This window comes from Aeromonas sp. MR16 (assembly GCF_022549315.1).
GTDB classification, from domain to species: Bacteria; Pseudomonadota; Gammaproteobacteria; order Enterobacterales; family Aeromonadaceae; genus Aeromonas; species Aeromonas aquatica.
Genome location: NZ_JAKZFK010000001.1, coordinates 403,728 through 420,258, shown reverse-complemented (window position 1 = coordinate 420,258; position 16,531 = coordinate 403,728). Strand labels below are relative to the sequence as shown.

General features: G+C 62.5%; 11 protein-coding genes and 1 other RNA gene. 4 read left to right on the top strand and 8 right to left on the bottom strand.

The features are described from left to right. Nucleotides 1-29: 29 nt before the first annotated feature. A complete protein-coding gene (locus MM194_RS01795; protein ID WP_241342458.1) occupies nucleotides 30-1,463 on the bottom strand; it encodes a glycoside hydrolase family 1 protein in 1,434 nt (477 codons plus the stop codon). A 186-nt stretch (nucleotides 1,464-1,649) separates the two neighbouring features. Here MM194_RS01795 and MM194_RS01790 point away from each other — a divergent pair, with 186 nt between their 5' ends. Next, nucleotides 1,650-2,549, top strand: coding sequence for a LysR family transcriptional regulator (locus tag MM194_RS01790; RefSeq protein WP_241342457.1), 900 nt, complete (start codon nucleotides 1,650-1,652; stop codon nucleotides 2,547-2,549). Between the two features lie 166 nt (nucleotides 2,550-2,715). Beyond that, nucleotides 2,716-4,296: a sensor domain-containing diguanylate cyclase gene (locus MM194_RS01785; RefSeq protein WP_241342456.1), complete on the top strand. Its 1,581-nt coding sequence runs from the start codon at nucleotides 2,716-2,718 to the stop codon at nucleotides 4,294-4,296. 29 nt (nucleotides 4,297-4,325) lie between these two features. On the opposite strand, the gene MM194_RS01780 is transcribed toward MM194_RS01785, so the two are convergent. From MM194_RS01780 to fdhD, 3 genes are all read right to left on the bottom strand, one after another. After that, nucleotides 4,326-5,459, bottom strand: a complete 1,134-nt coding sequence (locus MM194_RS01780) for a hypothetical protein (protein WP_238566449.1) — start codon at nucleotides 5,457-5,459, stop codon at nucleotides 4,326-4,328. Nucleotides 5,460-5,723: 264 nt separating this feature from the next. After that, on the bottom strand, nucleotides 5,724-8,021 hold the full coding sequence (locus tag MM194_RS01775) for an FdhF/YdeP family oxidoreductase (RefSeq protein WP_241342455.1): 2,298 nt from the start codon (nucleotides 8,019-8,021) through the stop codon (nucleotides 5,724-5,726). Next, nucleotides 8,005-8,790, bottom strand: a complete 786-nt coding sequence (fdhD, locus tag MM194_RS01770; RefSeq protein WP_241342454.1) for a formate dehydrogenase accessory sulfurtransferase FdhD — start codon at nucleotides 8,788-8,790, stop codon at nucleotides 8,005-8,007. The genes MM194_RS01775 and fdhD overlap by 17 nt, the downstream gene beginning before the upstream one ends. A 161-nt stretch (nucleotides 8,791-8,951) precedes the next feature. On the opposite strand from fdhD, the gene MM194_RS01765 reads away from it, so the two are divergent. Beyond that, entirely contained in the window at nucleotides 8,952-9,830 is an 879-nt protein-coding gene (locus MM194_RS01765) for a LysR family transcriptional regulator (protein ID WP_241342453.1), read from the top strand. Nucleotides 9,831-9,936: 106 nt separating this feature from the next. Here the strand turns inward: MM194_RS01765 and MM194_RS01760 are convergent, their stop codons facing one another. The 3 genes from MM194_RS01760 to MM194_RS01750 form a co-directional block, all read right to left on the bottom strand. Beyond that, the gene (locus MM194_RS01760; protein ID WP_241342452.1) at nucleotides 9,937-13,230 is read right to left on the bottom strand and encodes an ImpA family metalloprotease; all 3,294 of its coding nucleotides are present in this window, start codon (nucleotides 13,228-13,230) and stop codon (nucleotides 9,937-9,939) included. 348 nt (nucleotides 13,231-13,578) lie between these two features. Beyond that, nucleotides 13,579-13,734 (bottom strand): hypothetical protein, encoded by a 156-nt coding sequence (locus MM194_RS01755; protein ID WP_161785840.1) that lies wholly within the window; start codon nucleotides 13,732-13,734, stop codon nucleotides 13,579-13,581. Nucleotides 13,735-14,055: 321 nt separating this feature from the next. Then, entirely contained in the window at nucleotides 14,056-14,709 is a 654-nt protein-coding gene (locus MM194_RS01750) for an NAD(P)H-dependent oxidoreductase (RefSeq protein ID WP_241342451.1), read from the bottom strand. A 247-nt stretch (nucleotides 14,710-14,956) separates the two neighbouring features. Between MM194_RS01750 and MM194_RS01745 the strand changes: the two genes are divergently transcribed. Continuing rightward, nucleotides 14,957-15,853 (top strand): LysR family transcriptional regulator, encoded by an 897-nt coding sequence (locus tag MM194_RS01745; RefSeq protein ID WP_241342450.1) that lies wholly within the window; start codon nucleotides 14,957-14,959, stop codon nucleotides 15,851-15,853. A gap of 487 nt (nucleotides 15,854-16,340) precedes the next feature. Here the strand turns inward: MM194_RS01745 and ffs are convergent. Continuing rightward, nucleotides 16,341-16,437, bottom strand: an RNA gene (gene ffs / locus MM194_RS01740) — signal recognition particle sRNA small type. Nucleotides 16,438-16,531 lie beyond the last annotated feature (94 nt).

The window sequence follows — 16,531 nt, the reverse complement described above, 5'->3', positions numbered from 1 at the left end:
AGGGGGAGATCTCCCCGCTCGCACGCGCCTTACAGCGTCTTGCCGCCGGAAGCGATGACGCTCTTATACCAGTGGAAGCTCTCCTTCTTGATGCGGCGCAAGGATCCCCCCTGCTCGTCCCGCTCCACATAGACGAAGCCGTAGCGCTTCTGGTAACCATTGAGCCAGCTCAGGATGTCGGTGAAGGACCAGGCGCAGTAGCCGAGCAGCTCGACCCCGTCCTGCAGCGCCTCCTGGCAGGCTTTCAGGTGGCTCTGCAGGTAGGCGATACGGTAGTCATCGTGCACCCGGCCATCCGCGGTCAGCTTGTCGAACTCGCCGAGGCCGTTTTCGGTGATCATCAGCGGCAAACCGTAGCGGGACGAGAGACGGCGCAGGGCGATGCGCATCCCGGTGGGATCGATGGCCCAGTCCCAGTTGCTGGTCTCGAGGTGCGGGTTGGGGGTGGTCTTGTAGAGACCCGGCACGCCGCTGGACGGCGTGGTGCCCTTCTGGCCCGTGGTGTTGATGCGCTGCATGGTCTGGCCGCCGATCGGGTTGTCGGTGAAGGTCAGGGTGTAGTAGTAATTGACCCCGATGTAATCCGGCGTCCCCTCTCGCAAGAGCGCCAGATCCCCCGGCAGGATCTCGGGGGCCTCGCCGGTTTCTCTCAGGTAGGCGAGCGCCGTCTGGGGGTAGCGGCCGAAGCAGTAGGCATCCAGCCACCAGAGGTTGGTGAACTCCTCGGCATTCTCGAACGCCAGCATGTCGCTGGGGGCGCAGGATGCCGGATAAGCGGGGGAATAGGCGAAGCTCGGGCCTATGAGGCCGTTTGGCACATGCTGACGGAACGCCTTGATGACACGGGCGTTGGCCAGAAACGCGATGTGGTTGGCGGCGAAGAAGCGCTTGCGGTCCTGCACTGCGGGCGGATGAGTCCCCAGTTGATAGGCGTTGGTCAGGTTATAGTTCTGCTCATTGAGCGACACCCAGTATTTTACCTTGCCGGCGAAGCGCTGATACAGGGTCACGCAGTAGTGCTCGAAGTCGTCGATGATGCGTCTGTCTTCCCAGCCGCCGTACTCCTCTTGCAGCGCCTGGGGCAGGTCCCAGTGATAGAGGGTCAGTACCGGCTCGATACCGTGGGCCAGCAGGCTGTCGATGAGCCGCTCGTAGAAGGCGAGCCCCGCCTCATTCACCTCACCGCGACCGGTGGGGAAGATGCGCGGCCAGCTCACCGAGAAGCGATAGGCCTTTAGCCCCATCTCGGCCATCAGCGCCACGTCTTCCTCCACGCGATGATAGTGATCCACCGCCACGTCGCCGTTGCTGCCCTGGAAGGTCTTGCCCGGCAGCTTGGTGAAGACGTCCCACACCGAGGGGCCCTTGCCATCGTCCTTCCAGGCCCCTTCTACCTGATAGGCGGCGGAGGCGGCCCCCCACAGGAAGTCCTTGGGGAAGTCATTGATCTTGGGATGATGCATCTGGTGTGTCTCCTTCTGCTTGCGATGGCGCTGGCCACCTCGAATGAACGGGTGCCGATCAGATAGGCACCCCGAATGAATTGGCATAAGCATCGAACAGTTCTAAAATTCCGTCCAATGACAATTTTGGCCATTCAACATTCCCAACAGGAATGATGAAACACAGCGCAGTGGAAAGGAGACGGGATGGAACTCAGAGACTTGAAGGCCTTCGTCACTCTGGGCGAGGTGCTGCACTTCGGTCAGGCGGCGGCGCGCCAGCACATCACCCAGTCGGCCCTGAGCAAGCAGATCAGGCGGCTGGAGGCGGAGTTTGGCGGCGAGCTGTTCGAGCGAAACGCCAGCAGCACCCGGCTCACCCAGCTCGGGCGCGCGCTCTATGCGGACGCCAGCGCCCTGGTGGCCCAGAGCGAGCAGCTCGGGCGCAGCGCCCGGGACGTGCTGGCGGGCAACGGCGGCACCCTGCGCATCGGTTTCGGGGTCGCCACCAAGCTGCTGGTGCCCGCGGCCATCGCCCGCCTGCGGGCGGCGCGCCCCGGGGTGCGCATCGAGCTCAACGATCTCTCCACCCATCACCAGTTGCTGGCGCTCGCCGAGGGCAGGCTGGATCTGGGGTTCTGCCGCCTGCCCGCCCCCAAGGGCTGGCACTGCCTGCCGGTGGTGCGCGCCCATTTCATCGCCGTGCTGCCCGCCAGCTACGCCGGGGTGAAGGGGCTCGCGGATCTGCTGGACAGGCCGCTGGCCATACTGCGCCGGGACAAGGCCCCCTCCTTTCACGATCAGTTCGTGCACTACCTGGCCCAGAGCGGGCTGCGCTTTGGGGATATCCAGTACGTCAACGACTTCGCCGCCGGCATCGCCACCGCCGCCGCGGGCATCGCCTGGACCCTGGTCCCCTCCTCCACCACCATAGAGCACCCGGACGTGATCTCCCTGCCCCTCACCGAGGCCGAGGCGAGCTGGACCATCGGCCTCATCCGTCCACCCGGCGATGACAACCCCCTCACCCTGGCCTTCTGGCAGACGGTAGCCGAGCTCAAGGATCCCGCGCTGGGAATGGCATTCGGGCCGGATCCACGGCGCTAATGCGGCGTCTGAGTCAACCACTCAAAGGCTGCCGCTGCGGGAAGGTTGCCGAGCTGGTCTGGCCGGTTCCGGGTCCGATTTACGGTAGCTTTTAAACCTGTAACCTGAGTAGAATCGGCCCACTGCCCCGGCGCCCCTCGCCGACTGACAAGGATCCCCGTCTCCCATGCAACCTCGTTGGCTGCCGAAGTTTGATTTGCATCGCCTCATCCTGGCCCTGGCCGTCCTCGGTGTACTGGCCACCTTTGGCAACAGCTTCTACACCATCTACCAGACCCAGCGCCAACTGCTGATCTCCAGCACCCTAGAGGCCAACCGGGTCTATGCCGCCAAGCTGGCCACCACCACAGAGACCATGCTGTTGTCGGCCCAGAACCAGCTGGCTTACAGCGCCTCCCTGCTGGCGCCGCTGTTGCAGGCCGGCAATGGGCGGGCCCTGGATGGGGAGGTCAGCCGCCTGCGCCTGCAGACCCACACCTTCAACTCCGTGGTCATCGTCAATACCGATGCCGTCGTCGTCGCCGTCTCCCCCGAGACGCTGCAGGTCAAGGGGGCAAAACTCAGCTCCTCCATCTCCCAGCAGGCCATCGCTGCTCAGAAGCCGCTGATCTCGGATCCCTTCGTCTCGCTCTCCGGCAACTACCTCATCACCGTCTCCTACCCGATCTTCAACAAGGCACAGCACTATCTCGGCTACGTGGCAGGGACCATCTACCTGCAATCCGCCAGCATCCTCTCCACCGTGCTCGGCAAACACTACTACCAGGACGGCTCCTACCTCTATGTGATGGACAGGAACAACACCCTCATCTATCACCCGGACAAGAAGAAGATAGGTCGCCACTTTTATGAGAATCCCGTGGTCAACGAGGTGTTGCAGGGTCGCGAAGGCTCACAGACCGTGACCAATGTCGATGGCATCGAGATGCTTGCCGGGTTTGCCCCGGTGGCCAGCACGGGTTGGGGCATAGTGGCCCAGCGCCCCCTGAGCGCGACCCTGACGGGGCTCGATGAGCAGATGCGCGGTGCCCTGATGCGGATGATCCCCATCACCCTGCTGATCCTCTTCATCATCTGGTTCTCTGCCACCGTCATTTCCAGACCGCTGCGGCAACTGGCCAACAAGGCCAGGCTGATGGATCAGCAGGAGGCCGCCTCCAACATCTCCGGCATCCGCGCCTGGTACTTCGAGGCCGCCCAGTTGAAACAGGCCATCCTCAAGGGGCTGGGTCTGCTCAACACCAAGATCGACAAACTGCACAACGACAGCCACACCGACCCCATGACGGGCCTGCTCAACCGGCGGGCGATGCAGCATCTGCTCGATGGATACCTGCTGCGACCAAAGCCCCTTAGCGTCATCGCCCTCGACATCGATCACTTCAAGCAGATCAACGACAACTTCGGCCACGACGTCGGAGATGAGGTGATCGTCTCCCTGGCACAGCTGATGCAACAGGATGTCAGGCCGGATGGCGCCCTGTGTCGCAGTGGTGGCGAAGAGTTCCTGCTGTTGTTGCCCGATGTCACCCTGGAGCAGGCCCGGATCATCGCCGAGCGGTTGCGACTGAAAGTGGCGAGCCATGAGATGGCGACGGCGGGACGGATCACCATCTCCCTCGGCGTTGCCCACTGGCCAGGCCATGAGGAGAGCGGGCTCGCGGCCGTGCTCAAGCGGGCGGATGAGTCGCTCTATGAGGCCAAGCGCCAGGGCCGAAACCGCGTGGTGGTGACAGACGCGGATTGAAATGCGGCCCCATGAGGGGCCGCGTTATATCAGAAGCTGTAACCCATCTTCAGGTAGATGCCGGAGTTGTTGTCCTTGCCCATGGCGTACTCGAGGTTGGCGACGATGCCCTCCTCGGGCTTGAGCAGGTACTGCACGCCCGCGCCCCAGGCCGGGTAGACGTTGTCGCTGTCACCGCAGTCCAGGGACTCCCCGTTCACCGCGTCGCCGTAGAGGCAGGCCACCCCGGCGAAGGCCGTCAGGGTCCAGCGTTCGGCCAGCTTGTAGCGCTCCTCCACTTCCACCGCCGACATGTGCTGTGCCAGGTATTCCCCCGGGGTGTAGCCACGCAGATAGATGGGTGAATAGGAGCCGCTCGGCGCGTCGTTGGAGAACTGGTTGCGGTTGCGCCAAGCCAGCACATGCCCATCGCCGTGGCTCCAGTAGCCGCGATAATCCACCCGATAGATGTCGAAGTCCTGCTCTCCGCCCAGTTCTTCCCGATAGGCCAGATTGTTGACGTTGAGGTACCAGCCCTTGGTCGCGCTGAAGTCGCTGTCACGGGAATCATGTTGCACCACCAGCCCCAGGCCTCCCGAGGTAAAGCCCGCCAGCCCCAGCTCGTCCAGGATAAGCTCGGACTGGGCATCCTGGCCCTTTATTTCGTAGTTGGAGTAGGCCGCCATGCCGCCGACAAACCAGTCCCCCTCCACCCGATAGAGATAGCGGAAGAAGGCCGAGTTGAAGTTGTCATTGGTTTCGAGGGCGTGGCCAGAGCCCAGGTAATTCTCGTAGTCGTTGTTGATGTCGCCCGAGATCACGCCGCCGACGATGCGGTGGTGATCCGCCCCGAAGGAGGTCTTAGCAAACACGCTGGCGATCAGGGATTCCGAGGTGGTGTACTTGGCCGAGACGGTGAACAGCGAGGGCCGCGACTTCTCATCGAACTGGTGCAGATAGCCCACCATCATGCCTGCCGCCGTGTCCAGCTTGGGGCTGGAGCTGAGCAGGGGCACGAACAGCCAGGGCGAGCGTTCGGCCTTCTTCTCCTTCGGATTGCTCTCCTTGCCATCCTGGCTGGTCTCTGTCGTCTCCTCGCCACCAGCGGGGGCGGAGGCATACAGAGGGAATGCGGCCAGTGTCAGTGCCAGGCCGGTCAGGAGGGGTAAGGTTGAGTTGAGCATCTGGCTATGGGGTCCACACAGGATCCTGTGCAACGCACCGACGGCGCAAGGCCACCCGGCGCTGCAGGCGCGATCCATTTCAGGTTATCGGCCAGGGGCCGGAAAAGGGCGCCAAGGATATCGGCATACGCCGACCCCTTCTACCTAAAGCTGGTTAGCCATACAGCCACCCTACAGCTTCGCTGGCAGATTGACTCAGATGAGGATTTCCCAAAGAAAAACCCCTGCCGAGGCAGGGGTCTGGAGGGACGGAAGGCTTACAGCTTACAGATTGACGGCGAGGCTGGTCACCGGCGCCCGGGTCGGCGTCACCAGCACGGGCACCGACTTGGAGGTCGGGGTGAAGGATCCCTCCCCTATGCTGTCGATGGCGACCAGGGGGTTGGTCTCAGGGTAGTAGGCGGCGATGTTGCCCATGGGGATCTCGTAGAAGATCACGCTAAAGCCGCGCACCACCCGCTCGCGCCCGTCGTTGCAGATGGCGGTCATGTCCACCTGCTGCTCCTCGGCCAGCCCCAGGCGACGGGCATCCTCCTCGTTCATGAAGACCACGTTGCGCCGCCCCTTGATGCCGCGGTAGCGATCGTCCATGCCATAGATGGTGGTGTTGTACTGATCGTGGGAGCGCAGGCTCTGGAGCAGCAGCACGGGCTCGCCCACCATCTGCTCCGCGTGGCTGGTGCACTCGGGCAGGATGGAGTCCGGCAATCGGCTGGCCCTAAATTCGGCGCGCCCGCTTGGGGTGTTCCAGCGCAGCAGGGCGGCGCCGTTCTCCAGGTGGAAGCCGCTGGGCTCCTCGATACGGCGGTTGAAGTCGTCAAAGCCAGCTATGGTCTCGGCGATGAGGCTGCGCAGCAGGGCGTAGTCGTCCCGCAGGGCCAACCAGTCCACCCGCTCGCTGCCGAGCGTCGCCTCGGCCATGCGCGCGACTATGTCGATCTCCGAGAGACACAGCGGCGAGACCGGCTCGTTCATGCCGGTGGAGGCGTGCACCATGCTGAAGGTATCTTCCACGGTGATCTTCTGGATGCCGGTGCGTTGCAGATCGAGCTCGGTGCGGCCGAGGCAGGGCAGGATCAGGGCATCCTTGGAGACCATGAGGTGGCTGCGGTTGAGCTTGGTGCTGATCTGCACGTTGAGCTCGCTCTTGCGCATCGCCTCATAGGTGAAGTCGGTGTCCGGCGCCGCAGCTGCCAGGTTGCCCCCAAGGCAGACGAGCACCTTGCTCTTGCCGCCGTGCAGGGCCTTGAGCGCCTCGTAGACATTGTGCCCCGGCGTGCGCTTGAGGCCCACCGGGAAGCGGCGCTCCAGGCGGTCCATAAAGGCGGCGTTGGGTTTCTCGTTGATCCCCATGGTGCGGTTGCCCTGCACGTTGCTGTGGCCGCGCACCGGGCACAGCCCCGCCCCCGGCTTGCCGAGCTGACCGCACATCAGGTGCAGGTTGACGATTTCGCGAATGGTGTCGACCGAGTGCTTGTGTTGGGTGATCCCCATGGCCCAGCAGCTGATCACGCTCTCGCTCTGGGCGAAGATCCTGGCCGCCTGGACGATCTCCTCCCGGCTGAGCCCGGATTGCGCCTCGATCTGCTCCCAGTCGGTGGCCTTCACCTTGGCAAGATAGTCGTCAAAGTGCACCGTGTGCTGCTCGATGAAGGCGAGATCGATGCGCCCCCCCTCCTCTTCCAGGATGTATTTCGCCATGCCGCGAATCGCCGCCATGTCGCCGCCGAGTTTCGGCGTGAGGTACTGGTGGCTGATGCGGGTAGCCGCCGGGGTCAGCAGCTCCGCCGGGCTCTGGGGGCTGGCGAAGCGCTCCAGCGCCACCTCTTTCAAATTGTTGAAGGTGACTATCTGGCAGCCCTGGCGCGCCGCCTTGCGCAGGGCATTCATCATGCGCGGGTGGTTGGTGCCCGGATTCTGGCCAAAGACGAAGATGGCCTTGGCGGCGTCGAAGTCATCGAGCACCACTGTGCCCTTGCCCACCCCGACGGACTGGATGAGCCCCACCCCGCTCGCCTCGTGGCACATGTTGGAGCAGTCCGGGAAGTTGTTGGTGCCATAGAGACGGCCGAACAGCTGATAGAGGTAGGAGGCCTCATTGCTGGCGCGGCCCGAGGTGTAGAACTCCACCTCGTCGGGGCTGGCCAGGCTGCTCAGCTTGTCCGCGATGAGGGCAAAGGCCTGGTCCCAGCTTATCGGCTCGTAGTGATCGGTGGCCGGGTTGTAGCGCAGGGGCTCGGTCAACCGGCCCTGGTATTCGAGCCAGTAGTCGCTCTGGGCAGAGAGGCGGCGCACCGAATGCTCGGCAAAGAAGGCCGCCCCCACCGTCTTGCCGGTGGACTCCCAGGCTACCGCCTTGGCGCCGTTCTCGCAGAACTGGAAGGCCCCCTGCTTGTTGTCACCCCAGGCGCAGCCCGGGCAGTCGAAGCCGTCGGTCTGGTTGACCCGCAGCAGGTTCTTGATGTTCTGCCGGGTCTTCTGGCTGCGCAGCACCTGCTTGAAGGTGGACTGCAGGGAGGAAAAGCCGCCGGCCTTTGCCGGTTTCTCAATATGACTGGACATGGGAGTCTCCGAACTGATCCTGGGGCCTGGGGCTGGCATAGCAGACCGGGGCATCGGATCTGGGCACATGAATGAGGGTCAGGTTGTATTTCAGGGCCAGTCGCACCGCGAGCTGGCTGGGAGAAGCAAGGCTGATGAGGTGGGCGGCGCCAAATTGCACCGCCTTGTGAATGAGTTCGCTGCCGCAGCGGCTGGTGATGACCAGGGTGTGGGCCTGCGCGGGCTGGCGCAGCTGCATGCCGATAAGCTTGTCCAGGGCATTGTGGCGGCCTATGTCTTCCCGACAGGCCAGGATCTCGCCGCGATCATCCAGGGCCAGGGCGGCATGGAGGGCGCCGCTCTGGCGGGCCTTGCTCTGCCAGGGGGCGATGCGATCCCGCAAGTCCCGCAGACGCGCGGTATCCAAGGGGGCGCCCGGGGTCAGGGGGGTCAACTCGGGAAGCGCATGCTCTATGGCCTCCACCCCGCAGATACCGCAGCCGCTCGCCCCGGCCAGGCGACGCTTGCGTCGGCCCAGCGCAGCCAGGCAGCGGTTGGCGATGGTGATGTCGAGCACGACGCCGTGCTCCGAGGGGGTGATCTGGATGTCGTGCACATCGTGATTGCCCCCTATGATGCCCTCGCCAAACAGGAAGCCGATGGCGAAGTCGTCGAGATCATCCGGGGTGGCCATCATGACGGCGTGGTTGATGCCATTGATGTTGACGGACACGGCCACCTCTTCCACCAGCTCATCCAGCCTGGGCAACCGTGAATTGAATGGGATCATGCGAGACGCTTATAACGTGTATTCGGGCCTCAAGTTTAGATAAGTCGCTCCCCCAAAACCAATGAAACAAATCTATTCACCGATAGAAAACCTCTATTGCCATGGCGATGTCGATTGATTAACTTTGTCAGCCATCCTCCACGCCAGACGCTTCCTCTTCGATGAACATCAAGCAGTTGCACTATTTCTACGAACTGGCCCAGCACCGCCACTTCGCCAAGGCGGCCAAGGCCTGCTTCATCACCCAGCCTACCCTGTCCGCCAGCATCACGGCGCTGGAAAAATCCCTCGGCACCGAGCTGGTGGTGCGCAACAGCCAGTTCGTGGCGCTGACCCAGGCGGGGGAAGTGGTGCTGCGCCACGCCGAGCGCATGCTACTGGAGCAGGACGCCATGCGCCAGGAGCTGAGCCTGTTTGGCGGCGCACTCTCGGGGGTCCTGCGCATCGGCATGGTGCCCCAGTCGAGCATCGACATCATGCCGCAGCTCAAGCGTTTCAACGACGCCTTCCCCAAGGTCAGCCTGCGCCTGTCGGTGATGACCCACGGCACCCTGCTCGAGCAGCTGGATCTGCACCAGACCGACATCGGCCTCGGCTTTGACGAGCTGCTCACCGAGCATCAGCGCCGCGCCCTCGACGTCCAGTTGCGCCACCCCAATCCCATGGCGCTGCTGGGGCCCCTGCCCCCGCACCTCTCCCCGAGCCAGCCCCTGAGGCTGGCGGACTTGCAGGATCTCCCCCTGATACTGCCGAGCGCCACCATGCAGTTTCGTCGCTATTTCGACGAGGCCGCCGCCCGCCAGCAGCTCAGCCTGCGGGTGGTGCTGGAGACAGACTCCCTGTTCCACCTGGCCAACGGGGTGAGCCACGGGCTCGGCTGCGCCGTGGTCAGTGCCGGCATCGCCGCCACCGCCCATCAGCTCTTCAAGCTGCCCTGCCACTCCTTGAGCGATGCGAGCGCCGGCACCATCGCCTTCATCACCCGCAAGCACAGCGTCACCCCCGCCATGAAGGCCTTTCTCGGCCTGCTGCAGGAGTGAGTCACCCCGCAGGGCTACGAGGCTCAACGCGAGTTAAGCCCGCCTTCTGCGGCCGGCAAGCCTGCGCTGACCAAGAAAAAACGCCCCTGAGGGTGTTTTTTCTTTATTAGGGAATAGGACAGCTGGCCGGCGATCCCTGGTCGCGAGGCCAGAGGGTGCTGCCATCCGTACTTGAGAGGGGCAGGAATGTCAGCCCCTCGCTCATGTTGGCGGGCGGGAGATCGTCCTCCAGCACGTACATCCCCATGGGCAGGACGCCCGAGGGCTGGTTCGCCTCCACCTGAGCGGCGGCAAGCGTCGAGTAGCGCAGACCCAGCAGATCGAAGTGGCTGCGCCAGTCCAGGCCGGTGAGCCTGCCGAGGGCAACCAGCATGAAGTCGTTGCCAGGTATGTCTCTCACCTGCTTGCCGCCATAGACCCCATGCCCCTGGAAGGGGAAGAGGCCAAAGCCGAGCCTGTCCCTGTTGGCATTCCAGTCGCTCTCGTTGTCGGCAACGGCGCCGAAAATCCGTGAATGCTGGTAGAGCAGGGTGAAGATATTGAAGCCGTTGCTCAGGCGGGTGCCATCCGCCAGTCTCATGCCGTGGGCGCGCAGCGCCATCTGGATATAAAATGCCATGCGATAGCCGTTGTGGACCGCATAGGCATTGCTCTGCCAGGGTGCCTCGTAGCGACTCTCCCCCGCATCCAGCACCCTGCAATTGGCCCCCAGCACCACCCGGTTGCCGCTCTTATCCTTCACCCCGGCCGCGTCGGACATGAAGGCGTAGAACAGATCCTTGTGATTCATGTGACCATCTTTGATGGGCGCCTGGTTGCCGTCGCGCAGATAGTGGGCCTGCCACTTCACCACATAGGGGAAGATGTTGTTGGAGTTCTCCCCGGCCCGGCTGCCATAGCCGCGCCAGTTGTCGGCATCGCTGGCGGCGGCATAATGCACATTCAGGCGCTGGGTTTGCAGGTTGTGCCCCAGCTCGTGATTGTCCAACCAACCGGTCGGGCTGATGCTGCCGGAAGAGTCCCAGGGGTTGCCGCTGCAGCCGACCCCGCAATGGGCATTCTGGTCGTAGTTGGCATGCTGGATGATAGTGCGGGTATGCAGTGATTCGTCGATACACTGATCCCCCAGCAGCGCGACACAGGCGCGCCTGACCTCGTCAGGCAGCGACTCCTCCAGGCGCTTGCCCTGGATCTTGAAGCCCGCCAGGGTATAGACGCTGTTGATATGATCCCGGGAGATGCTTTCCAGCAGGGCATCGGTGTCGGCAATGGTCCCCCCGATGGCCCCGGTGAAGCGATCCCGGCGCAGATGCTGCTCGGCACCATCGGCCCTGAGATCGACATGGGGCAGCTCGGTCTGATCCAGCCGCTCGTTGAAGTCCCGGGTCTGCTGCTCATCACTGAAGTCCAGGATGGCTGGATGGCGGGTCACGCCGGTGGCGGTCACTTCCACTTGCAGCGTCCCGTCTCCCCCCTCCAGATAGAGATAGACAGGGCCCCCATAGGGCGAGGTGAAGCTGACGCTGCTGCCCTTGTTCAGAGGAAGCCGCCCGCTGGCCAACTCCAGCGGCGCCCGATAGACCTTCTGCTCATAGGCCCTGTTGGTGTTGGGTCTGTGGTAATTGAGTCGAATGGTAGCGGAAACATCCGCAGTATCCGTGCGACTCAGGGTGATACGCTGCCCCGGCAGGGCATACCAGCCCGTCGAGGTCCACTGCCCGGAATAGGGCACCGAGATGCGGCGGCTGTCGCTGATGACGGCGGGATAGGCGTAATGGGCCTGATCTCCCTTGAACACCTGGCTGCGATCGACGACGTACTCCCCCAGATCCGGCTGGGCCAGGTTGCGAACACGGGCATAGCTCACCAGCCAGTCGGCAAACATCGCCCGCTGCCAGGCCTGATGCTCGTCCCAGGCGATGGGGTAATCGATGGCGGCGCGGTATTTGTCGGCCAGCAGCAGGCTGGCCGGCAACAGTGCCAAGCCGTCGCGGGCGAAGGGGCTGATCCCCGCCTTGTCCAGGGTGATGGCGGCATTCCTGAGCCAGTCGGCGCCATTCTTGAACTGCAGATTGAACTCATCGACACCGCCGCAGTTGAGGAAGTTGCCGCTGCAGGCATCCAGCCATTGGGTGCTGAATTCCCCCTCCTTAAGGTTGCTCAGCAGCGTATCGACCGCCATCAGCTGGGGATCTGGCGCCATGATGGTGCTCGCCGCCAGATTGCTGACCTTGAGCTTCGACCAGTAGTTGCCCCAGGTCACCAGCCCCATCTCCAGATAGAGGGGCGCCAGCAAGGGGCTCGCCTCTCGCCGGTAGTTGGAGAGCAGCAGCGGGATCCCGGCGGCCTTCGCCTTGGCGATGGCCTGGGCTATGCCCTGGTATCCCAGCCCCTGGCGATCGAGGTCGCTTATCACGATAAGATCCGGCGCCATGCGGTCGATGCAGGCGCCGAGGGCCTGATAATCGCACTCATCGGCCTGGTTGATGCTGTGCGCGTCCGGATACATGGCCTTGAGCCAGTCCCGGATCCCCTCGTTATGGGGGAAATACCAGCTGTCGGCGCGACTCGGCACCTGGGCGGTCAGGATGCGAAGACCATCGTCATCACTATCCTTCCCCCGGGTCAGCCAGCCGATCAGACCCCTGAGCAGTGCCTCGCTCTGGGGCGTGCGATCCACCGCAAACAGATTCGCCCCCATGGCTGCCCGGCGATAGTCATCTTGCTCGGAGACCATCACCAGGCCGCGGATCTCGCTCTCCCCCTTGCCATTGATGTTGGAGGGAAGCAGGGTCACGGTGTTTTCGGGCTGGAAGCTGGAGAAGGTGATGGAGTCGTGGCTCGGGTTCCAGCTGATGGCCCCCAGACCCTGATAGAGGGTGCGGACCAATTCGGTGCGACGCGCCTCGCTGTCAGCGATGGCGCCACGGGCATGGGCGATCAGCTCCACGTCGCTGGCGAGGGCGTGATCCTCACGGGCAATGGCATGGGCAGCATGCTTGATGAAGCGAGCCGACACCTGACAATCGGCGCCCATGGGGCCTGTGATGTAGTCGTGCCCCTGCAGGGTGCCGTCACAGCCCTCTATGCGCTCCAGCACGAAGCCGGCGTCGGGCGCTAGGGTGAAACGCCCCCGCTCACCGGCGCTCAGGCGCAGGCTGGCCGGGCTCAGCCGCCCACCCTGGCTGCTCTGGGTGGTGGCCTCGAAATAGACGGGGGCCGTCTCCTGAGTGAAGCTCGCCGAGACCTGGCAATCGCCGCGCATGGGGCCCGTGGTATAGGTGAGGCCGTCCAGCGTCCCCTCACAACCCGAAATCTGCGCCAACACATAACCGGCGTCGGGTGCTAGGGTGAAACTGCCCTGCTCACCGGCGCTCAAGCGCAGGCTGGCCGGGCTCAACTGCCCACCCTGGGTGCTCTGGGTGGATGCCTCGAAATACGTTGTTATCGTGGGGGGAATGGCATCGTCTTTCCCGCCTTCTCCACCCCCGCATCCGTTCATGGCAAGAGCCAGCAAGGGTGTGAGAATGACTCTTCTCATCTTCTATCCTCCTCTCTACCAGGCTGTTTGGGGCGGGCAGTGTAGGGGGCGTGCTACGTAATTTCAACCCTGAACGAATCCCATTTTAGGCTCCGACCAACCGGGAGCGCCTTCCCTCGCCTGGCGGCACTTCATTCCCCCGGGGCGGTCGACGCCGCAGGGGTATGGCAGCCGCTTCCATGGCGGTCCGGGCTGCGCAAATAGCGTTCAGTTCGCCTCGGCGCGCTTATCCAGGGCCGAGACGAAGACGCTCGCCAGTGCGGGGGCGGAGAAGGGGTTTTGGCCGGTGATCAACTCACGGACGATGACGACCTTAGATGTCCATTCGGCGGCGAAGCGCATCTGACCACCGGCTTGAGCCATCGCCTTGACCGGGTAATAGCGGAGTTTCCCCCCTTGAGCGAGCCTTCAAACGCGGCTTCCTCCGCAGCGGAGAAGATGGTCATCTGGTAGCCGGCGTCGATCCAGTGACTGGCGCTGGCCGGTTGACCCACCATCAGACACTGCCCCATGGGGCGCCAGCAAGTCCAGATGTTCCACCATCAGGGGCGTGGTCAACGCTATATTCTGCTGCGTGGCCAGACGGTTGATCTGCTCGAGAGGCTCGTCCCCGCGGTGCATGGCCAGGTCGAAGGTGCCGTTGTGGACACCCTCACCTCATTGTCGACCAGCATGTGATCGTCGTTAAAGGGGTGTAAGCGCCTCGTCCATCTTGATCTCCACCTGAGGCAGGGGGCTCCCCACGGGATAAAAGATGGCATCCAGATGGCCACGCAATTCTTCAATAGCACCTTCAACATCCGGCTGCTTCATCACATCGAAGCACGAGAAGGAGGGCAACACCTCTACGCCACAGAACCTGTAGTTGGCCGTGTTGCTGACGAAGACGTCATCCACCGTTTTGCCCTCGAACAACATCTGCCCAGCATCGCCAAATGCCGCCCTCGGTGCATTCCAGGTCAGCGACAGCATGTACTGCTTGCCATGCATCTTGCCGCCCGAGCCATATTGCTTGCGCGGATCCTCGCGCGTCCTGCCATCACCCGACAGAAAACGCTGCTGGAACATGCCCGCGGTAAATACCTCATCGACATACTTCTTGTAGATCCACGGCATGCCGAACCAGAAGACCGGCGATTGCAGGATGATGATGTCTGCCCACAGATGCTTGTCGACCTCGCCCTGAACGTCGTAGCCCTGCTCTATGTATGTCTCCTTCACCGCATAGCCGCGCGCTGCCATCTCTTGCTTGATGACGCCTGCCAGGGTGCTGTTCAGTTTGCCGCCGGAGATGCCTTCAAAAAACTGATGTGCGTTGATGATCAATACGTTTTTCATCGTCTTCTTTTCCTCAATAATCAATGGTCTGATGAGCCTTCTCACTTGCCTGTTGGTTTCGGCGTCGCGCGTCCCATCACCCTGACAAGGGCGTCACGACACCTGAGGGAAAGAGGCACAAGGGCATGGCAATCTTGCGGATTGGTTTTCATGGGTGCCTCCTTCACGGTGAAGGCAACTATAGGCGCCGCATTAGCGCAGAAAAATAGCTTAATCCTGCACACCATATGAAGTTATGCTTCAAGATATGAAACTCAATCAACTCGACGGCCTGATGGCCTTTTGGAAAGTCGCGGAGCATCGCGGCTTCACTGCCGCGTCTGCCGAACTGGAGGTATCGCCTTCGGCGCTGAGCCAGGCGATCAGGCAGCTGGAAGCGCGTCTCGGCGTACGCCTGCTCAATCGCACGACACGCAGCGTGAGCCTGACGGAGGCTGGGGAGGACTATCTTGCCCGCATCGGTCCGGCACTCGGTCAGGTCATTGTGGCGGGTGAAGAGCTGAACGTCCTGCAAGGTGGGCCCACCGGCACATTACGCATCAATGCCGCACGCATTTCGACCTCAATGGTGTTGCAACCGCTGTTGGCAGGTTTCCTTCGTGAGCATCCGAACGTGAAACTTGAACTGACCAATGACGAAGGCTTCGTCGACATCGTCGAGCGGGGTTTCGATGCGGGCATTCGCATGGGAGAAGATCTGCACAAGGACATGGTCGCCCTTCCCCTTGGCGGCCCCATCACAGTCGCCATCGTCGCCTCTCCCGATTATCTCGCGCGCTTCCCCGCGCCCAGCCATCCGGACGACCTCGTGCAGCACAACTGCATCCGCTTCCGCTTCGCCGGAACAGGCGCGATACACAAATGGGAGTTCAAGGTGAATGAGGAAATCGTCGAGTACGAGGTCAAGGGCAACCTGACCATTACGGACACCCTGTTCAGTACGGAGGCGGCACTGGAAGGCGTCGGGATCGCCTACACCTTTGAGCAGCTGGCCCTGCCACACATCAAGGCAAAGCGCCTGACGCGAGTCCTGACGCCGTTCTCGCCGACCTTTCCAGGCTTCTCTCTGTACTACCCCAGCCGGCATGATCAACCGTCCAAGTTGAAGGCATTCATCGAGTACGCGCGGCGGGCTGTCATTTGAGCAAGCCTGCTTTCTGCTGTTGCTGAACTGACCACTGGTGCTCAAAAACGCTCGTTCGCCCTTGTTACTCCTGCATAGTCGCTTGGGCTGGGATACACGCGTAACCGAACCGGCAGATACCAAAGAGGATCGGCCGATTGCTCACAGCAATCAGTACGATCACATCATAGATAGGGGACGGAGGCTGGAACCATGGCAGAGATGACGGCTGGGTTGTACGCGAGAACAAGCGCAGACAAGCAACAGGGCGAGCTTGCTATGGACTGCCAACCTATCCCGCATGCTGAGCAATTTATGGATGTCCGTCGGCAACGACAGCAGGCGTGCCGATCTTCCGAAGGTAGCAAATGTCTTAGAGACTGATGTATCGGGAACTGAGCCAGAAACGCATTGCAGATGCGATCAGTCATCCACACAAAGTGGATTACCAAGAGGTCTGAAGGGGATTAGAGGTTGTAACTTATTGATCTGCAGAAACAAGTGGTGGCCCTACCAGCCACATCCCGGCACTCGAGTCCCCCACCTTGGCTGCTACCTTCCGGTCCTGACCAGGTCGACGGGTTATCAATGCGAGAGGACCAATAGGACCACCGGCGAGGAGAATAGGCAAACTGGCCGGTCAATGCAACGGCTTTCTGCCCCGAGCCGAACCGTTCGCCTGCTTTTTCGGCAATCTGC

What these genes read in the sequence shown, in the direction of transcription:
- MM194_RS01795 (WP_241342458.1), bottom strand. Translation starts at nt 1,463, where the DNA reads ATGCATCATCCCAAGATCAATGACTTCCCCAAGGACTTCCTGTGGGGG.
- MM194_RS01790 (WP_241342457.1), top strand. Translation starts at nt 1,650, where the DNA reads ATGGAACTCAGAGACTTGAAGGCCTTCGTCACTCTGGGCGAGGTGCTG.
- MM194_RS01785 (WP_241342456.1), top strand. Translation starts at nt 2,716, where the DNA reads ATGCAACCTCGTTGGCTGCCGAAGTTTGATTTGCATCGCCTCATCCTG.
- MM194_RS01780 (WP_238566449.1), bottom strand. Translation starts at nt 5,459, where the DNA reads ATGCTCAACTCAACCTTACCCCTCCTGACCGGCCTGGCACTGACACTG.
- MM194_RS01775 (WP_241342455.1), bottom strand. Translation starts at nt 8,021, where the DNA reads ATGTCCAGTCATATTGAGAAACCGGCAAAGGCCGGCGGCTTTTCCTCC.
- fdhD (WP_241342454.1), bottom strand. Translation starts at nt 8,790, where the DNA reads ATGATCCCATTCAATTCACGGTTGCCCAGGCTGGATGAGCTGGTGGAA.
- MM194_RS01765 (WP_241342453.1), top strand. Translation starts at nt 8,952, where the DNA reads ATGAACATCAAGCAGTTGCACTATTTCTACGAACTGGCCCAGCACCGC.
- MM194_RS01755 (WP_161785840.1), bottom strand. Translation starts at nt 13,734, where the DNA reads ATGGCTCAAGCCGGTGGTCAGATGCGCTTCGCCGCCGAATGGACATCT.
- MM194_RS01750 (WP_241342451.1), bottom strand. Translation starts at nt 14,709, where the DNA reads ATGAAAAACGTATTGATCATCAACGCACATCAGTTTTTTGAAGGCATC.
- MM194_RS01745 (WP_241342450.1), top strand. Translation starts at nt 14,957, where the DNA reads ATGAAACTCAATCAACTCGACGGCCTGATGGCCTTTTGGAAAGTCGCG.